The organism is Pseudomonas nitroreducens, assembly GCF_014204515.1.
In the GTDB taxonomy this organism is placed as follows: domain Bacteria; phylum Pseudomonadota; class Gammaproteobacteria; order Pseudomonadales; family Pseudomonadaceae; genus Pseudomonas; species Pseudomonas nitritireducens_A.
Window position 1 is genome coordinate 39,485 of sequence record NZ_JACHLI010000013.1, and the last position, 15,956, is coordinate 55,440.

Annotated in this window: 12 protein-coding genes; 6 read left to right on the forward strand and 6 right to left on the reverse strand. The window is 65.8% G+C overall.

The features are described from left to right. Positions 1 to 4: 4 nt before the first annotated feature. From narH to HNP46_RS17080, 6 genes are all read left to right on the forward strand, one after another. Positions 5 to 1,552: a nitrate reductase subunit beta gene (gene narH / locus HNP46_RS17055; RefSeq protein ID WP_184591057.1), complete on the forward strand. Its 1,548-nt coding sequence runs from the start codon at positions 5 to 7 to the stop codon at positions 1,550 to 1,552. Positions 1,553 to 1,557: 5 nt separating this feature from the next. Continuing rightward, complete coding sequence (gene narJ / locus HNP46_RS17060) at positions 1,558 to 2,310, forward strand: nitrate reductase molybdenum cofactor assembly chaperone (RefSeq protein ID WP_184591059.1); 753 nt, start codon at positions 1,558 to 1,560, stop codon at positions 2,308 to 2,310. A gap of 2 nt (positions 2,311 to 2,312) precedes the next feature. Continuing rightward, complete coding sequence (narI, locus tag HNP46_RS17065) at positions 2,313 to 2,999, forward strand: respiratory nitrate reductase subunit gamma (RefSeq protein ID WP_045210685.1); 687 nt, start codon at positions 2,313 to 2,315, stop codon at positions 2,997 to 2,999. 98 nt (positions 3,000 to 3,097) lie between these two features. Beyond that, a complete protein-coding gene (locus tag HNP46_RS17070; protein WP_184591061.1) occupies positions 3,098 to 3,916 on the forward strand; it encodes a peptidylprolyl isomerase in 819 nt (272 codons plus the stop codon). Between the two features lie 116 nt (positions 3,917 to 4,032). Beyond that, positions 4,033 to 5,019 (forward strand): GTP 3',8-cyclase MoaA, encoded by a 987-nt coding sequence (moaA, locus tag HNP46_RS17075; RefSeq protein WP_184591063.1) that lies wholly within the window; start codon positions 4,033 to 4,035, stop codon positions 5,017 to 5,019. A 745-nt stretch (positions 5,020 to 5,764) separates the two neighbouring features. Continuing rightward, positions 5,765 to 6,541, forward strand: a complete 777-nt coding sequence (locus HNP46_RS17080; RefSeq protein WP_184591065.1) for an ABC transporter substrate-binding protein — start codon at positions 5,765 to 5,767, stop codon at positions 6,539 to 6,541. Between the two features lie 1,258 nt (positions 6,542 to 7,799). On the opposite strand, the gene HNP46_RS17085 is transcribed toward HNP46_RS17080, so the two are convergent. The 6 genes from HNP46_RS17085 to HNP46_RS17110 form a co-directional block, all read right to left on the reverse strand. Beyond that, positions 7,800 to 8,423 carry a helix-turn-helix transcriptional regulator gene (locus HNP46_RS17085; protein WP_184591067.1) on the reverse strand — a complete coding sequence of 208 codons (624 nt, stop codon included), beginning with the start codon at positions 8,421 to 8,423 and terminating at the stop codon, positions 7,800 to 7,802. An 80-nt stretch (positions 8,424 to 8,503) separates the two neighbouring features. Further along, entirely contained in the window at positions 8,504 to 9,634 is a 1,131-nt protein-coding gene (locus HNP46_RS17090) for an NAD(P)/FAD-dependent oxidoreductase (RefSeq protein WP_184591069.1), read from the reverse strand. Beyond that, positions 9,631 to 10,596, reverse strand: a complete 966-nt coding sequence (locus HNP46_RS17095; protein WP_184591071.1) for an ornithine cyclodeaminase family protein — start codon at positions 10,594 to 10,596, stop codon at positions 9,631 to 9,633. The genes HNP46_RS17090 and HNP46_RS17095 overlap by 4 nt, the downstream gene beginning before the upstream one ends. A 199-nt stretch (positions 10,597 to 10,795) precedes the next feature. Then, positions 10,796 to 12,754 carry a methyl-accepting chemotaxis protein gene (locus tag HNP46_RS17100; protein WP_184591073.1) on the reverse strand — a complete coding sequence of 653 codons (1,959 nt, stop codon included), beginning with the start codon at positions 12,752 to 12,754 and terminating at the stop codon, positions 10,796 to 10,798. Between the two features lie 320 nt (positions 12,755 to 13,074). After that, the gene (rhlB, locus tag HNP46_RS17105) at positions 13,075 to 14,625 is read right to left on the reverse strand and encodes an ATP-dependent RNA helicase RhlB (protein WP_184591075.1); all 1,551 of its coding nucleotides are present in this window, start codon (positions 14,623 to 14,625) and stop codon (positions 13,075 to 13,077) included. A 96-nt stretch (positions 14,626 to 14,721) separates the two neighbouring features. Beyond that, positions 14,722 to 15,879, reverse strand: a complete 1,158-nt coding sequence (locus tag HNP46_RS17110; protein WP_184591077.1) for a dipeptidase — start codon at positions 15,877 to 15,879, stop codon at positions 14,722 to 14,724. Between the last annotated feature and the right edge of the window lie 77 nt (positions 15,880 to 15,956).

The following is a 15,956-nucleotide window of genomic DNA, read 5'->3' on the forward strand; positions in this document are numbered from 1 at the left end:
TGCCATGAAAATTCGTTCGCAAGTCGGCATGGTGCTGAACCTCGACAAATGCATCGGTTGCCACACCTGCTCCATCACCTGCAAGAACGTCTGGACCAGCCGCGAAGGCGTCGAGTACGCCTGGTTCAACAACGTCGAAACCAAGCCCGGCATCGGTTACCCGAAAGAATGGGAAAACCAGGAGAAGTGGAAGGGCGGCTGGAAGCGTAACGCCGACGGCTCCATCGTCCCGCGCATCGGCGGCAAGTTCCGCGTGCTGGCGAACATCTTCGCCAACCCGGACCTGCCGGAAATCGACGACTACTACGAGCCCTTCGACTTCGATTACCAGCACCTGCACACCGCACCCAAGGCCCAGCACCAGCCGGTTGCCCGCCCGCGTTCGCTGGTCTCCGGCCAGCGCATGGACAAGATCGAGTGGGGCCCCAACTGGGAAGAAATCCTCGGCACCGAGTTCGCCAAGCGCCGCAAGGACAAGAACTTCGACCAGGTCCAGGCGGACATCTACGGTGAGTACGAAAACACCTTCATGATGTACCTGCCGCGCCTCTGCGAGCACTGCCTGAACCCGGCGTGCGTGGCCTCCTGCCCGAGCGGCGCGATCTACAAGCGCGAGGAAGACGGCATCGTCCTGATCGACCAGGACAAGTGCCGCGGCTGGCGCATGTGCATCAGCGGCTGCCCGTACAAGAAGATCTACTTCAACTGGAAGAGCGGCAAATCCGAGAAGTGCATCTTCTGCTACCCGCGCATAGAGGCCGGCCAACCGACCGTCTGCTCGGAAACCTGCGTGGGCCGCATCCGCTACCTCGGCGTGCTGCTGTATGACGCCGACCGCATCCACGAAGTAGCCACCTGCGAGAACGAGCGCGAGCTGTACCAGAAGCAGCTGGAAATCTTCCTCGATCCGTTCGATCCGAAAGTGATCGAGCAGGCCCGCAAGGACGGCGTACCGGACAGCGTCATCGAATCCGCGCAGAAGTCGCCGGTGTACAAGCTGGCCATGGACTGGAAGCTGGCCCTGCCGCTGCACCCGGAATACCGCACGCTGCCGATGGTGTGGTACGTGCCGCCGCTGTCGCCGATCCAGAACGCCGCCTCCGAAGGCCATATCGGCAGCGATGGGGTGATCCCGGATGTCGAGTCCCTGCGCATCCCCGTGCAGTACCTGGCCAACCTGCTGACCGCTGGCGACACCGCCCCGGTGCTGCTGGCCCTCAAGCGCCTGCTGGCCATGCGCGCCTACAAGCGCTCCGAGCACGTGGAAGGCAAGCAGGACCTGGAAGTGCTGAAGAAGGTCGGCCTCTCCGTGAACCAGGTGGAAGAGATGTACCGCTACCTGGCGATTGCCAACTACGAAGACCGCTTCGTCATCCCCACTGCGCACCGTGAAGAGGCGCTGTCGGATGCCTTCGCCGAGCGTTCGGGTTGCGGCTTCAGCTTCGGCAACGGTTGCTCCAGCAGCTCTGGCAGCAATTCTGGCGTGAACCTGTTCGGCGGCAAGGCCGTGGACAAGCGCAACGTCATCCAGACCGTGCAGATACAGGAGTGACAGTGATGGGAATCTCCCTTGAGAGCCATAGCCAACTGCTCAAGCTCAGCGCACTGCTGCTGGACTACCCGCGCGTCGAACTGCGCGAGGAAAGCCTGGCGCTGCACGCCCTGATCCGCACCTGCGACCTCTCGGAAAAGCAGCGCGACGGCCTCGCCGCGCTGCTCAACGAGCTGTGCAAGGGCGACATCCTCGACGTCCAGGCCCGTTACGACGGCCTGTTCGAGCGTGGTCGCTCGGTCTCGCTGCTGCTGTTCGAACACGTGCACGGCGAAAGCCGTGACCGTGGCCAGGCGATGGTCGACCTGATGGACCGCTACACCCAGGCGGGCCTGGTCATCGACGTCAACGAGCTGCCGGATTACCTGCCGCTGTACCTGGAGTTCCTTGCCCTGCAGGACGCCGAGTCGGCCCGCGTCGGCCTGGCCGAAGTCGCCCACATCCTCGCGCTGATCGCCCTGCGCCTGGAAGAGCGCGGCAGCAGCTATGCGGCGATCTTCAACAGCCTGCTGGAGCTGTCCGGCGAGCAGCCCGACCTCGGCGCGCTCAAGCGCGACCGCGAACAGGAAGTGCGCGACGACAGCCTGGAAGCCATCGACAAGGCCTGGGAAGAAACCCCGGTGAGTTTCACCGAGCCGGCCGTCGGTTGCCCATCCACCAGCGCGCGACGCATGTCCTCGTCCGCCGAACAACCCATGCAGTGGGTCGCCCAGCCGGTGCCGCAGATGCAGTACCGGGCGGCCAGAGAAGGAGTCTGAACATGTCCCTCGATCTTCTAGCGTTCGGGATCTATCCCTACGTCGCGCTCGCCATCTGCCTGATCGGCAGCTGGGCGCGCTTCGACCTGTCGCAATACACCTGGAAAGCCGGCTCCAGCCAGATGCTGAGCAAGAAGGGCATGCGTGTGTACAGCAACCTGTTCCATGTGGGCGTGCTGTTCATCCTCGCCGGCCACTTCGTCGGTCTGCTGACTCCGCACGCGGTCTACGAGCACCTGATCAGCACCGAGCAGAAGCAACTGCTGGCGATGGTGTCCGGCGGCTTCTTCGGCATCCTCTGCTTCATCGGCCTGACCGGCCTGATCCTGCGCCGCCTGACCAATGAGCGCGTACGCGCCACCGGCAACGCGTCGGACCTGATGATCCTGCTGGTGCTCTACGTCCAGCTGATCCTCGGCCTGTCCACCATAGTCGCGTCGACTCATCACCTGGATGGTTCGGTGATGGTCATGCTGGCCAACTGGGCGCAGTCCATCGTCACCTTCCAGCCGCTGGCCGCCGCCGAGGCGATCGCGCCGGTCTCGCTGGTCTACAAGCTGCACGTGACCCTCGGCCTGACCCTGTTCGTGCTGTTCCCCTTCACCCGCCTGGTGCACATCGTCAGCGCCCCGGTGTGGTACTTCGGCCGTCGCTACCAGGTGGTCCGCACCAAGCGTCGCGCAGCGTGATGAAGCGGCGGATGACGCTGGTGCGTCATTCGCCCCAGGCTCTTCCCCCTCTCCCTTCAGGGAGAGGGCCGGGGAGAGGGTAAACGGAGGTTATCGAAATGAGTTGCTCCCACTACGAAGCCAAGGTCGAACACGTCGACCTGCCGAAAATCGAAGTCAACGGCGTCGCCATCGCCGAGGACGAACTGGCCCGCGAGCTGCAATACCACCCCGCTGCCAGCCATGCACAAGCGCTTTACTCCGCCTGCCGCGCGCTGGTCGTGCGCCAGCTGCTGGTGCAGCGCGCCGATGCCCTGGGCCTGACCGCCGAGGCGGAAGAGGGCGAGGCGCCGGAAGAAGCGCGCATCCGCGCCCTGATCGACCAGGAAGTCGGCGTGCCCGAAGCCGACGAAGCCAGCTGCCGCCAATGGTACGCAGCCAATCCTGCCCGCCTGACGTCGCCCTGGCGCATGCGTCTGCGCCATGTGCTGCTGGGCTGCGCACCGGACGACCTGGACGGCCGCGCCAAGGCCCGCGAGCAGGCCGAGGAGCTGCTGGCCGAACTGCGCGAGCATCCCGAGCGTTTCACCGAGAAGGCCATGCGCTTCTCCGATTGCCCGTCGAAGGACGACGGCGGTGACCTGGGCTGGATCGAACCGGGACAGACTGTCCCCGAGTTCGAAAAACGCCTGCTGCAACAGCAACCCGGCCTGCTCGGCCACCCGCTGGAAAGTCGCTACGGCCTGCACGTGGTCGAGCTGATCGAGCGCGAGGGTGGTGAGCCGCTGGACTTCGCCGAGGCGCGCCCGCGCATCGCCGGCTACCTGCGCGCCCAGGTGCTGCAGCGTGCCGTCAGCCAGTACATCAGCGTGCTGGCCGGTGAAGCGCGGATCGACGGCTTCGTCTTCGACGGGGCGGAGTCGCCGCTGGTGCAGTGAACCGGTTCCGGGCCCCTCTCTCCCAATTCCTCCCCCAGCGGAGAGAGGGGCTTCGGAAACGGCCATGAATTTCGGCCCTCGCCGTGGATAGCGAGGGTTGGCCGGAGTGAAACACCATGTCCGAATGGATCGACGGCCAGGGCCGCAAGATCGACTACCTGCGCCTGTCCGTAACCGACCGCTGCGACTTCCGCTGCGTCTACTGCATGGCGGAGAACATGCGCTTCCTGCCGCGCCAGCAGGTGCTGACCCTGGAAGAGATCGAGCGGGTTGCGCGCATTTTCGTCGAGCGCGGTGTGAAGAAGCTGCGCCTCACCGGCGGCGAACCGCTGGTGCGCCCCGGCATCGTCCACCTCTGCGAACGCCTCGCGGCGCTGCCCGGCCTACGCGAACTATGCATGACCAGCAACGGCTCGCAACTCGGCCGCCTGGCCGGCGACCTGCGCGCCGCCGGGCTGACTCGCCTGAACATCAGCCTCGACACCCTCGATCCGCAACGCTTCGCCGCCATCACCCGCACCGGCCGCCTGGAGCAGGTATTGCGCGGTATCGACGCCGCCCAGCAGGCCGGCTTCGAGCACATCAAGCTCAACTGCGTGGTGATGAAGGGCCGCAACGCCGACGAGGTGCCGGCGCTGGTGGACTACGCCATCGCCCACGGGCTGGACATCAGCTTCATCGAGGAGATGCCGCTCGGCCAGGTCGGCCGCGAGCGCGAGGAAAGCTTCTGCTCCAGCGACGAAGTCCGCGCGCTGATCGCCGAACGCCACGAACTGCTCGACAGTGCCGAGCACAGCGGTGGCCCGGCCCGCTATGTGCGCCTGGCGCAGCATCCGGGCACGCGCATCGGCTTCATCTCGCCGCATTCGCACAACTTCTGCGCCACCTGCAATCGCCTGCGCCTGACCGCCGAAGGCCGCCTGCTGCTGTGCCTGGGCCACGAGAACTCCCTGGACCTGCGCGGCCTGCTGCGCCGCCATCCGATTCACGACGAACCGATCCTCGAAGCCCTGCGCAGCGCTCTCGCGCGCAAGCCGGCGCGCCATGAGTTCAGCGTCGGCGACGTGCAGGTGCTGCGCTTCATGAACCTCAGCGGCGGCTGAACCCGACCTCCCTTGGCGGACCTAGTGTCCGCCCTTTGCCTTGCCTGCCTTGGTTTCCGGCTGACGCCAAACCTCATCTCCACGCCGAACAGCCCCCTCTCCCCTTGGGAGAGGGTTGGGGTGAGGGCGGCCCGAGCTCCCGACTTCCTCGTAGCACCTTTCCCCAGGCAAAAGAAAAGCCCCAGCGACATGAGCGTATCGCGGGGGCTTCGGGCATCTGCCAAAAGGTAAACCGTGGAAGCTACGGTCAATCATGCGAAAGAATCGTTCGAATCCTCCTCGGATCGCTGTGGAACGCCTCCAGACTAAAGCGCCGCTCCGCTGAGCCACATCCCTCCGAAGGAGTAGCGGTTGAACCGCAAAGGAGAGTGCGCCGGGCTGCCGCAGGATGATGCTGCGTCGCGTCAAGTAACCCGTAGGGCGGATAAAGCGGAACGCTTTATCCGCCGCCTCGCCATCCGTGAAAGACGGATGGCGGATAACGCCCGAGGCGTTATCCGCCCTACGATCGGGCGGCGTTAATGGCGATTGACGATGTGTACTTTTTAGTCCAGATTGGATTTTAAGTTTACGCGCGCCTGCGCGTGAACCGACCAGAACAAGAAGTCGTTCGCCTGGGTCAGGGCAAGGCAATGCCGCTGCGAGCTTTGGCTTCGCGCCCCTGGACGAACCCGGAAATGCCGTACTCACTGCCAGGACGTACCGGCCGGCGCTCGCCCCGGCGACCACACAACGGAGTTCATCGATGAATCGCAAAGCCCTGCTGGGCGGCCTGATGCTGGCCGCCTTCGCCACCTTCTCCCATGCCGACGACAAGCCGCTGCGCATCGGCATCGAGGCGGCCTACCCGCCCTTCGCCTACAAGACCCCCGAAGGCGGCATCGCCGGCTTCGACTACGACATCGGCAACGCGCTGTGCGCCGAGATGAAGCGCAAGTGCCAGTGGGTCGAGCAGGAATACGATGGCCTGATCCCCTCGCTGAAGGTACGCAAGATCGACGCCGCGCTGTCCTCCATCACCATCACCGAAGAGCGCAAGCACTCGGTGGACTTCACCCACAAGTACTACTTCACCCCGGGCCGCCTGGTGATGAAGGAAGGCTCGCCGCTGGACGAGCAGTTCAGCCAGCTCAAGGGCAAGAACATCGGCGTGCAGCGCGGCTCCACCGCCGACCGCTTCGCCACCGAGGTACTGGGCAAGGCTGGCGCCAACGTGGTGCGCTACACCAGCCAGGACGAGATCTACCTGGACCTGCTGGCGGGCCGCCTGGACGGCACCTTCGCCGACTCCATCCCGCTGGAGATCGGCTTCCTGGAAACCCCGCGCGGCAAGGGCTTCGCCTTCATCGGGCCGGAGTTCAAGGACCCGAAATACTTCGGCGAGGGCGCCGGTATCGCGGTACGCAAGGGCAACACCGAACTGGTCGGCCAGCTCAACGCCGCCATCGATGCGCTGCGGGCCAATGGCAAGTACAAGGAAATCGAGGGCAAGTACTTCAAGAGCGATATCTACGGGGACTGATCTTTCCGTCTCGCTGTTGCAAAGGCCGCCTTCGGGCGGCCTTTGTTTTTCTTAGGAGTGAGCTTGCCCTGCGCGGAGTTTTGGCTGTCGTAGGAGCGGACTTCGTCCGCGATGTCCTCCGCGGCGGGCTCCCGTATTAACGGGAGACTCTGTATTCCGGCGCCATTTGTAGGGGCGCGCCATGCCCGTAATTTTCCTGCTTCCAGTTGGGTGTTCCAGCGTCGCTTCGGTTTGCGCACGGACTCTGTGTTTCGCCCCCTCGGGCGAGTCCCTTTTGGCAAACGCCCCAAAAGGAACCAAAAGGTCTTGCCCCGGACATCCGGTTTTTCGCTTGGGGCGAAAAATTCCCTCGTTGAAGCGCAGTTTCAGGGGCACGCGCTGACGGGCCATCCCTGGCCCGACAGCGCTCTCGCGACATCCATGTCGCTCAACCCCTGAAACTGCGCTTCAACGAGGCCTTCTGAACGGGGCAGTCGGAGTGTGTGGATATTTCTCTGGAAGTCTCCAGGAGCCAAAGCCAAAGCGGCGAATGAGCTCTTCGTAGGAGCGAGCTTGCTGGCGAACCGCATGGCACCGTATTTCCCCGTAGGAGCGGACCTTGTCCGCGAGCAGAGTTCCCACCCCCACCGGAACCACGGCGAAGCACAAACGTAGGATGGGTGGAGCTTGCGATACCCATGCTGTCCTCGCGCGGGATTCGATGGGTATCGCAGGCTCCACGCCGCAAGACCCACGTGTTCATGGGAAGTGCCGGCAGAGTGCGGTTCGCGAGCAAGCTCGCTCATACAATCGGGCGCTGTACATCGGTGTTACCTGGGAAAAGTGAGTTCCGCCGCGAGGGATTTCGCGGACAAGGTCCGCTCCTACGGAAACACACCGCCTCACACCACAACGCTCGTCCTTGCTCTTGCCCTTGCTCTGAAAGTCTTCCAGCGAACTATCCGCACGCACCGAAGTGCCCCTTTCAGGAGGCCGAAGGTGATCGGAGTTTCAGGGGGAGAGCGGCATGGATGCCGCGCAAGCCGCGACTGGCCATGGATGGCCCTTGGCGGCGGCCCCCTGAAACTCCGAGGAACCGAGGGTACTTTTCGCGAAGCGAAAAGCCGGATGGCAGGGGCAAGCCCTTTGGTTACTTTCTGGCGTTTGAGAAAGTAACTCGCCCGAGGGGGCGAAACACGGAGTCCGCGCGTATGCCTGAGCGGAGCGAGAATGCCCAACCACTGACAGGGGCTCTTCGTGAGCTCACGTCAGGCGGCCCTCAAGCCTCTTCCTTCAACTCCTTCAAATGCTTGTACACCGTCGCCCGCCCCATGTTCAGCACGTTGGCCACATAGTTCGCCGCGCTCTTGCCCTTGAACGCGCCCTCGGCGTGCAGCGCCAGGACCAGTTCGCGCTTGTGGTCGCGGCTGAGGGTGGAGAGGCTCAGCTGGCGCTGCTGCAGCCAGCCATGCAGGAAGGTGTTGATGCGCTCCTGCCAGTCGTCGCGGAACAGCGCGTCTGGCTGTGGGATGACCTTGCTGGAGGAGAGGAACAGGTCGAGCGCTGCCTTGGCGGTCTCGAACAGGGTGATGTTGAGGTTGATGCACAGCACCGCCAGCGGCTCGCCCCTGGCGTCGCGCAATACAGTGCTGATGGAGCGGATCTTCTGGCCGTCCCAGTTGAGCTTCTCGTAGGGGCCGATGTTGCGTTCGTCGTGGCCGCCTTCGAGCATGTCTTCAAGGGCCGAATCGTCGCCGATCTCGCGCTTGGAGATGTTGTTCGCCAGGTACGCCACGCGCTGGTTGCGCAGGTCGTGGATGACCACTTCGGCGTGGGGGAAGAACAGCGCGGCGATGGCGTCGGCGATGGCCTTGTAGTTGTCCAGCGGATCAGCGGCGGTCATGGGCAAGGCTCTCGGGAAGGAGGTCGGGCGGGCGCTGGCGAGTGTGCCGCAAGCGCCCGCGGGCTGTCACGAACGGCGGCTCACTCGGCCAGCAGGCGTGCCGGCGACAGCATCTCGGCGGTCAGGCCGTGACGGGCCAGGTGCTCGGGCAGCGCCTCGCGGCGGATCAGCGCGGCGCTGGCCTCGCCCATCGCCGCCGAGGTCTGGATGCCGTAGCCGCCTTGCCCCGCGACCCAGTAGAGGCCGGGCGTGGCCGGATCATAGCCGGACACCAGGTCGCCGTCGGCGAAGAACGAGCGCAGGCCGGCCCAGGTATGGCTCGGGCGGCGGATGCTGAGGGTGGTGTGTTCCTCGATCTGGTAGATGCCCAGGGCGATGTCCAGCTCTTCGGGCTGTACGTCGTGGGGTTCCACCGGGTCGGCGTTGGCCGGCGAACCGAGCAGCATGCCGGCGTCGGGCTTGAAGTAGAAGGATTCGTCCAGGCTCACCAGCACCGGCCAGGCATGGCTGTCGATACCCTCCGGCGGGCTGAACAGGAAGGCCGCGCGGCGCTTGGGCGTGAGGCCCAGGGGAGCGGCACCTGCGAGTTCGGCGACCTTGTCGGACCAGCTGCCTGCTGCGTTGACCAGCACGGGCGCACGGTAGGTCTGCTGCGCGCAGCGCACTTCCCAGGCGCCGTCGATTCGGCTGATTTCCAGGGCTTCGCTGTCCAGCTGCACGCTGCCGCCGTTGCGCCGGATACCGCGCAGATAGCCCTGCAGCAGGCCATCGGTGTCGATGTCGGCGGCGCTGGGGTCGAGCATCGCGCCATGGACTTTCTCGCGGCGCAGCACGGGGACGATGGCGCAGGCTTCGTCGGCGTTCAGCAGGCGCATCTCGGGAACGCTGGCCAGGGCGCTTTCATACTGGCGCTGCAGCTCTTCCGGGTTGCCTTCGAAGTCCACGGTCATTTCGCCACGCGGGGTGAGGATCGGGTGTTCGACGAAGCCTTCTGGCGGGTTGTCGAAGAAGGCGCGGCTGGCGGCGGTCAGGGCGCGCACCTGGGGCGTGCCGTAGGCGACGGTGTACAGCGCTGCCGAGCGGCCGGTGGAGTGATAGCCGGCGTGGGATTCGCGCTCCAACACGGCGACCTTGCCGTGGCGGGAGAGGAAATAGCCGGTGGAGGCGCCGGCGATACCGCCGCCGATGATGAGGAAGTCGACTTCGATCATGTTCGTCTCCGGCTCAGGCGTTCTTGCGTTGCAGATGTATAGAGCGCATTGGCCAGGGCGACGTCTTCCAGGCCCAGGCCGATGGAGCGGAAGAAGGCGTGGCGCTGGTAATCCGGCCTGGCGGCCTGGCCGCTGACCAGCTCCGGCAGGTCGCCACGGATGGCGCCGTCCCAGCCATGCTCGTCGCGCGCCAGGCGCATCTCGCCGGCGGAGGCCGGGGTGGTGGCGCGGTAGTCGCAGTACACATCCATCTGCGCCAGCGACTGGGGCGGCACTTCGTGGGCGCGGGCAACGTTGGTGCTGATGGAGGTGATCAGCGCCGGCTTGCCGAGGATCGCCGGGTCCAGCACCGGAGTGCCGGAGGAGGTGCACAGCAGCACCACGTCGGCGTCGGCCACGGCGGCTTCGACACTGGTGGCCGGTTCGGCGCGGGAATCGATGGCGCCGAACTGGGCCAGCACGCCGGCATTCAGGTTCGGCGAGTACACGCGGATGCTCTGCCAGTCACGCAGGCCAGCGACGTAGCGCAGGTGCGCACGGGCAACCGGGCCGCTGCCGACGATGGCCAGGCGCTTGGCATCCGGACGAGCCAATTCCTGCACGGCGAGTGCGGTGGTTGCGGCGGTGCGCGCGGTGGTCAGGCTGCCGGCATCGCACAGCAACAGCGGCTGGCCGCTGTCCATGGACATCAGCAGGCTCCACGCGGTCACCAGCGACTTGGGCTGGCGCACGATGTACGGCGAGGTCTTCACCCCGTAGACCTGCTGCGAAGCCAGCACGCCCAGGTAGTTGATGAAGTCGCCGCCGCCGTTGGGGAATTCCACCAGTTGCTGCGCGGGCTGCACAGCGCTGCCGGCGGCCAGCTCGACGAACATGTCGCGCATCGCCTGGAGCACGTCGACCTGTTCCAGCAGGCGTTCGGCGTCGGCCTGGTTGAGGGTGAAAGGCGTGGCGGCGGACATGGCGAGACTCCAGGTATGGATTTATTTTTCCATTCTGGACTCTGCTGTCTTTATCGGCAAGGGCGTGTGGTCGGGTGGGCTTTTCGTAGGACCGAGGGGGACGCCCAGTCCTTGCTCGCGAACGCATTCTGCCGGGGGTTCCGGTGTCGTGCGGTCCGCGAGCAAGCTCGCTCCTACAGGGTGATCCCCGGCTGAAGGCTTACAGCTTGAACTGCGCCACCAGCTCTTCCTGGCTGCCGGCGACGCGGCGCAGGTGTTCGCCGCAGTCGCGGGTGTGGGCGGCGGTCTTGCGGTTTTCCACGGTCATGTCGCTCAGGCGGTGCATGTGCTGGTTCACTTCCTGGGTCGTGGCGGCCTGCTGTTCGGCGGCGGCGGCGATCTGGAAGGCCATGGCGTGCACGCCCTGCAGGGAGTCGTCCAGCGCGCCGAGGGCTTGCAGCACGGCCTGGGTGTCCTGCTCCAGGGTATGCGCCTGTTCGCTGGCGCCGCTCATGCTCGACTGCGCCTGCACCGAGGAATCCCCCAGGCTGCCGACGATAGCGACGATCTCGTCGGTGGCGCTGCGGGTGCGCTGGGCGAGGCTGCGCACCTCGTCGGCGACCACGGCGAAGCCGCGGCCTGCCTCACCGGCACGGGCGGCCTCGATGGCGGCGTTGAGAGCCAGCAGGTTGGTCTGTTCGGCAATGGAGCGGATCACGTCCAGCACCGAGCCGATCTGCTGGCTTTCGCCGGCCAGGGTCTGCACCACGCCGTCGGCCTGGCGCAGGCCGACCAGCAACTGGTCCTGGCGGCCGATCATGTGCTGCAGGGTGCCCTGCATGGCGACGAAGGCTTCCCGCGCGGCGGCGCTGCCGTCGGCGCTGCGGCTGGCGCTGCCGGCGATTTCCTGCACGGTGGCGGCCATCTGGTCGACGGCGCTGACCACCATCTCCAGGGCTTCCTGCTGCTGGTCGAGGTGATGGCTGGTGCGCCCGGCGGCGTCGAGGATGTCGCCGCTGGCGTCGCCCACCGCCTCGCTGGCCTGGCGCAGGCGTTCGACCACCTGGCGCCAGGCCGTGGTCATTTCGCGCAGGGCCTGCATCAGGCCGCTGCTGGCGCTGGCGTCGTCGCCCAGGCGCAGCTCGCCGCTGGCCAGGCGCTGGGCCAGCGCGGCCATGCTGGCCGGCTCGCCGCCCAGCGGGCGCATCACGCTGCGACTCACGACCCAGGTGCCGGCGGCGACGCCCAGCAGGGTCAGCACGCCGAGCACGAGGATCTGCCACATCAGCTTGCGCACCGGGGCGAAGGCCTGGGCCTGGTCCATTTCCGCCACCAGCGCCCAGTGCTGACCGTCCAGGCTCAGCGGAACGAAGGATTTCAGTGCCGGCTCGTTGCTCAGGCCTGGCTCGGTGAGGCGACCCTGCTCGCCGGCCAGGGCTTTCTCGATGGCCTGGCCGGGCAGCGTTACCGGAGCTTCCTTGTCGCGGCGCACATGGTGATCGGCGAAGCGCGCCGAGTCCGAGCGCAGGCTGCCGTCGTCGCCCACCAGGTAGGTCTCGCCGGATTCGCCCAGGCCCTGGCGGCTCTGCATCACCTCGTTGATCGCGGTCAGCGGCAGCTCCAGCACCAGCAGCAATTGCAGCTTGCCGTTGTCCTTGATCGGCGCGGCCAGCCATTGCACCGGCTGCGGGTCGTCCAGGGCGGTTTCCAGATCACTGATGCTGGGCTTGCCGCTGCTCAGCGCGCCACGGATGAACTGGCCGAAGGGCGTGTCGCGCCATTTCGGCGCATCGACGTTCTGCTGGTAGTCCACGCCGCGGCCGAGGCTGAAGACCACGGTGCCGTCGCCGGAGACCAGACGCAGCTCGCGATAGCCGAAGGTCTTGATGAAGTTCTCGAACACCGGCCGGTCGTAGTTGGCGGTGGTCACCAGCGACTCGCTGTCCAGGCCCGCATAGTTGCTGCCCAGGTTGGTGGCCAGGCTGCTGAGCTGGTCATTGCGGGATTTCCAGGCATCCATCAGCTGCCGCTGCTTGATGCTGGCGACCGCCTCCAGGGCGTTCAGGCTTTGGTCTTCGAGGGCACGGCTGGCCTGGAGATAGACCACGATGGCCATCACCAGCACGGGGATCAGGCCGACCGAGAGGAAACTCAGAGCAAGTTTGGCGCGCAAGGGCATGGGAGGATTCCGACGAGTTCTTGGAATTGTTCTCGCGTGCTTTGCAAGAAGCGTGCGAATTTTTTTACGTCTGTAAATAAAACTGAGCGGGAAAGGCCGGGGCGGGGCTGGTTTCCGCTGGAAGATGGCGCGGTGCCATTGTTCGCGGCGGAATGCCGCACGGTCGTCCCAGCGGGTCCGGCGGGAATAACGCGAGGCTCTAGCGTGGGGATGAGGGTGATTTCAGCGGAGGTGGGAAGGGTGGCGTCACCCGCGGTAACGCTGGCGGAAACAAAAAAGGCGAAGCCGGGTGGCTTCGCCTTCTTCGATCGCCGGGGCGATCAGTGCTTGCGCGGGACCGGCTTGAGCAGCTCGGTGGGCGGCATTTCGCAGGTGATCTTGCGACCCAGCAGTTCTTCGATCGGTGGCAGGGCGAAGGCATCGTCCTCGCCGGCGAAGCTGATCGAGGTACCGGTGGCGCCGGCACGGCCGGTACGGCCGATGCGGTGCACGTAGTCGTCCGGATCTTCGGGCAGGGTGAAGTTGATCACGTGGCTGATGCCGTCGACGTGGATGCCGCGGCCGGCGACGTCGGTGGCGACCAGGACGCGGATCTTGCCTTCACGGAAGCCTTCCAGGACCTTGATGCGCTTGTGCTGCGGCACGTCGCCGGACATCTGGGCGGCGCTGATGCCGTCCTTGGTCAGGCGTTCCTCGATGCGGCGTACCTCGTCCTTGCGGTTGGCGAAGACCATCACGCGGGTCCAGTCGTTCTGCGCGATCAGGTTGTACAGCAGCTTGTACTTGTCGCTGCCGGCCACGGCATAGACGTGCTGCTCGACGGTGTCGCTGGCGACGTTTTCCGGCTCGATCTCGACGATGGCCGGGTCGACCGTCCACTGCTTGGCCAGGTTCATCACGTCGTCGGTGAAGGTGGCGGAGAACAGCAGGGTCTGGCGCTCGCCCTTGTACGGGGTCTGGCGGATGATCTGGCGGACCTGGGGGATGAAGCCCATGTCGAGCATGCGGTCGGCTTCGTCCAGCACCATCACCTCGACCATGTCCAGGTGCACCTCGCCGCGCTGGTTGAAGTCCAGCAGGCGGCCGGGGGTGGCCACGAGGATGTCGCAGAAGCGCGATTCCAGGGTGCGCAGCTGCTTGTCGAAGTCCATGCCGCCGACGAAGCTCATGACGTTCAGGCCGGTGTACTTGGCCAGGCCCAGGGCGTCGTTGGCGATCTGCACCACCAGCTCGCGGGTCGGCGCGATGATCAGCGCACGCGGCTCGCCCATGTAGCGCTCTTTCGGCGGCGGGGTCTGCAGCAGCTGGGTGATGATCGAGATGAGGAACGCGGCGGTCTTGCCGGTGCCGGTCTGGGCGCGGCCGATGGCGTCCTGGCCGCGCAGGGTGAAGCCCAGCACCTGCGCCTGGATCGGCGTGCAGTAGGGGAAGCCCAGGTCATGGATGGCATGCATCAGGCGCGGGTCGAGGTTGAAGTCGTGGAAGCGGGTCTTGCCTTCGGCCGGCTCCACCACGAAGTCTTCCAGCTTCCAGTTGTCCACCACCGGCGGGCGCGGCTTGCGCTCGCGGCGCGGCTTGGGCTGGCGGGGCTTGTCGGCGCCCTCGTCCTTGGCAGGCTCGTTTCGGGGAGCGTGCTCGCGTTTTTCGCCGCGTTCGCCTTTGTCGGCACGCTCGGCGCGGGGTTTGTCGCTCTTCGGGCCGCGGGCCGGCTTCTCGGAAGCTTCGCCTTCGGGGCGCGGATTGCGCGGTTTGCGCGGACGCTTTTCGCCGCTCTGGGCGGGCTGGGAGGCAGCGGGAGCGGGGGCTGCCGGGGTGGCGACGGGCTGCTCGCCTTCGCCCTTGCTGAAGATTTTCTTGAGTGCTTTGAGCACGGTGATCTCGGACTGGTTAAGGAATGAACGGCCGCCAGTGTAATGCAAGATGCCCGCAGGGCGAAGTGCCACGGGCATCGTGCCTATTGACTTGGCCTACGGAAGGTTCTCCAGCAGCAGCCGGCGCACGTTGCCGCCCATGATCGCGGCGATGTCGGCGTCGCTGAAACCGGCCTTGGCCAGGCCCTGGGTCAGCTGCGCGAGGCCGGTGGTGTCGAAGGGGGCGTTGACCGCGCCGTCGAAATCCGAGCCCAGCGCGACGTGTTCCACGCCGACCTTGTCGGCGGCATAGCGCATGGCCTTGACGATGGCGTCCACGGAGGTTTCGCAGACCGCACCGTCCCAGTAGCCGATGCCGATCACCCCGCCGGTGTTGGCGATGCCGCGCAGGTGGGCGTCGGTCAGGTTACGCGGGCCGGGGCAGGTGCCGGCAACCCCGGTGTGGGAGACGATCAGCGGGCGCCTGGCGATGGCCAGTACGTCATCGATCAGCGGGCGCGAGGCGTGGGCCAGGTCGATGAGCATCTTCTTTTCTTCCAGACGCGGGATGACCTGGCGACCGAAGGCGGTCAGGCCGCCTTTCTTCAGGCCGTGGGCGGAGCCGCCGACTTCGTTGTCGAAGAAGTGCGTCAGGCCCATGATGCGGAAGCCCGCTTCGTACATGCGGTCGATGTTTTCCAGCTGGCCTTCCAGCGGGTGCAGGCCTTCGGTGGCGAGGATGCCGGCGAGCTGTTTCGGGTCCTTCTGCCAGGCGGCAAGGTAGCGGGTCAGGTCGTCGCGGCTGCGGATCAGGGTCAGCTTGCCCTGGCTGTCGGCGGCGGCCTTGTCGAGCAGTTCGCCCTGGTACAGGGCGCGCTCCAGCAGGCTGTTCCAGGTTCGCGCCGGCCAGCGCTGGGCGATGATCAACGGGGTGATGTTGTCGCTGTCGGCGCCGTTGCTGTCGTAGTTCAGGCCGCGCGGGGTCTTGGTGACGGTGGAGAACACCTGCAGGCCGACGTGGCCTTCGATCAGGCGCGGCACATCGGTATGGCCGTGGTCGTGGCGGTCGAGCAGGTTGCGGTCCCAGAGCAGGGCGTCGTCGTGCAGGTCGGCGACGAACAGGCTCTGATGCAGTGCCTGGGCCTGCGGCGAGGCGGGGTAGGGCGGTGGGCTGGCCACGGTGTTCATCTTCCGGTCCATATAGCCCGGCAGGTTGAAGAAGATCCCCAGGCCAACGGCCAGCAGGACGAGCAGGACGATCAGCAGTTTGCGCATGTCAGCTTCCCAGCTTTTTTGTTTTTGGTCTTGTTGGTTGATTGCTGGGGCGCAATCTAACAGAAGGAGTCCGCCGG

Excerpts from the sequence above, each read along its gene's own strand:
- narH (WP_184591057.1), top strand. The coding sequence starts at position 5 with ATGAAAATTCGTTCGCAAGTCGGCATGGTGCTGAACCTCGACAAATGC.
- narJ (WP_184591059.1), top strand. The coding sequence starts at position 1,558 with ATGGGAATCTCCCTTGAGAGCCATAGCCAACTGCTCAAGCTCAGCGCA.
- narI (WP_045210685.1), top strand. The coding sequence starts at position 2,313 with ATGTCCCTCGATCTTCTAGCGTTCGGGATCTATCCCTACGTCGCGCTC.
- HNP46_RS17070 (WP_184591061.1), top strand. The coding sequence starts at position 3,098 with ATGAGTTGCTCCCACTACGAAGCCAAGGTCGAACACGTCGACCTGCCG.
- moaA (WP_184591063.1), top strand. The coding sequence starts at position 4,033 with ATGTCCGAATGGATCGACGGCCAGGGCCGCAAGATCGACTACCTGCGC.
- HNP46_RS17080 (WP_184591065.1), top strand. The coding sequence starts at position 5,765 with ATGAATCGCAAAGCCCTGCTGGGCGGCCTGATGCTGGCCGCCTTCGCC.
- HNP46_RS17085 (WP_184591067.1), bottom strand. The coding sequence starts at position 8,423 with ATGACCGCCGCTGATCCGCTGGACAACTACAAGGCCATCGCCGACGCC.
- HNP46_RS17090 (WP_184591069.1), bottom strand. The coding sequence starts at position 9,634 with ATGATCGAAGTCGACTTCCTCATCATCGGCGGCGGTATCGCCGGCGCC.
- HNP46_RS17095 (WP_184591071.1), bottom strand. The coding sequence starts at position 10,596 with ATGTCCGCCGCCACGCCTTTCACCCTCAACCAGGCCGACGCCGAACGC.
- HNP46_RS17100 (WP_184591073.1), bottom strand. The coding sequence starts at position 12,754 with ATGCCCTTGCGCGCCAAACTTGCTCTGAGTTTCCTCTCGGTCGGCCTG.
- HNP46_RS17110 (WP_184591077.1), bottom strand. The coding sequence starts at position 15,879 with ATGCGCAAACTGCTGATCGTCCTGCTCGTCCTGCTGGCCGTTGGCCTG.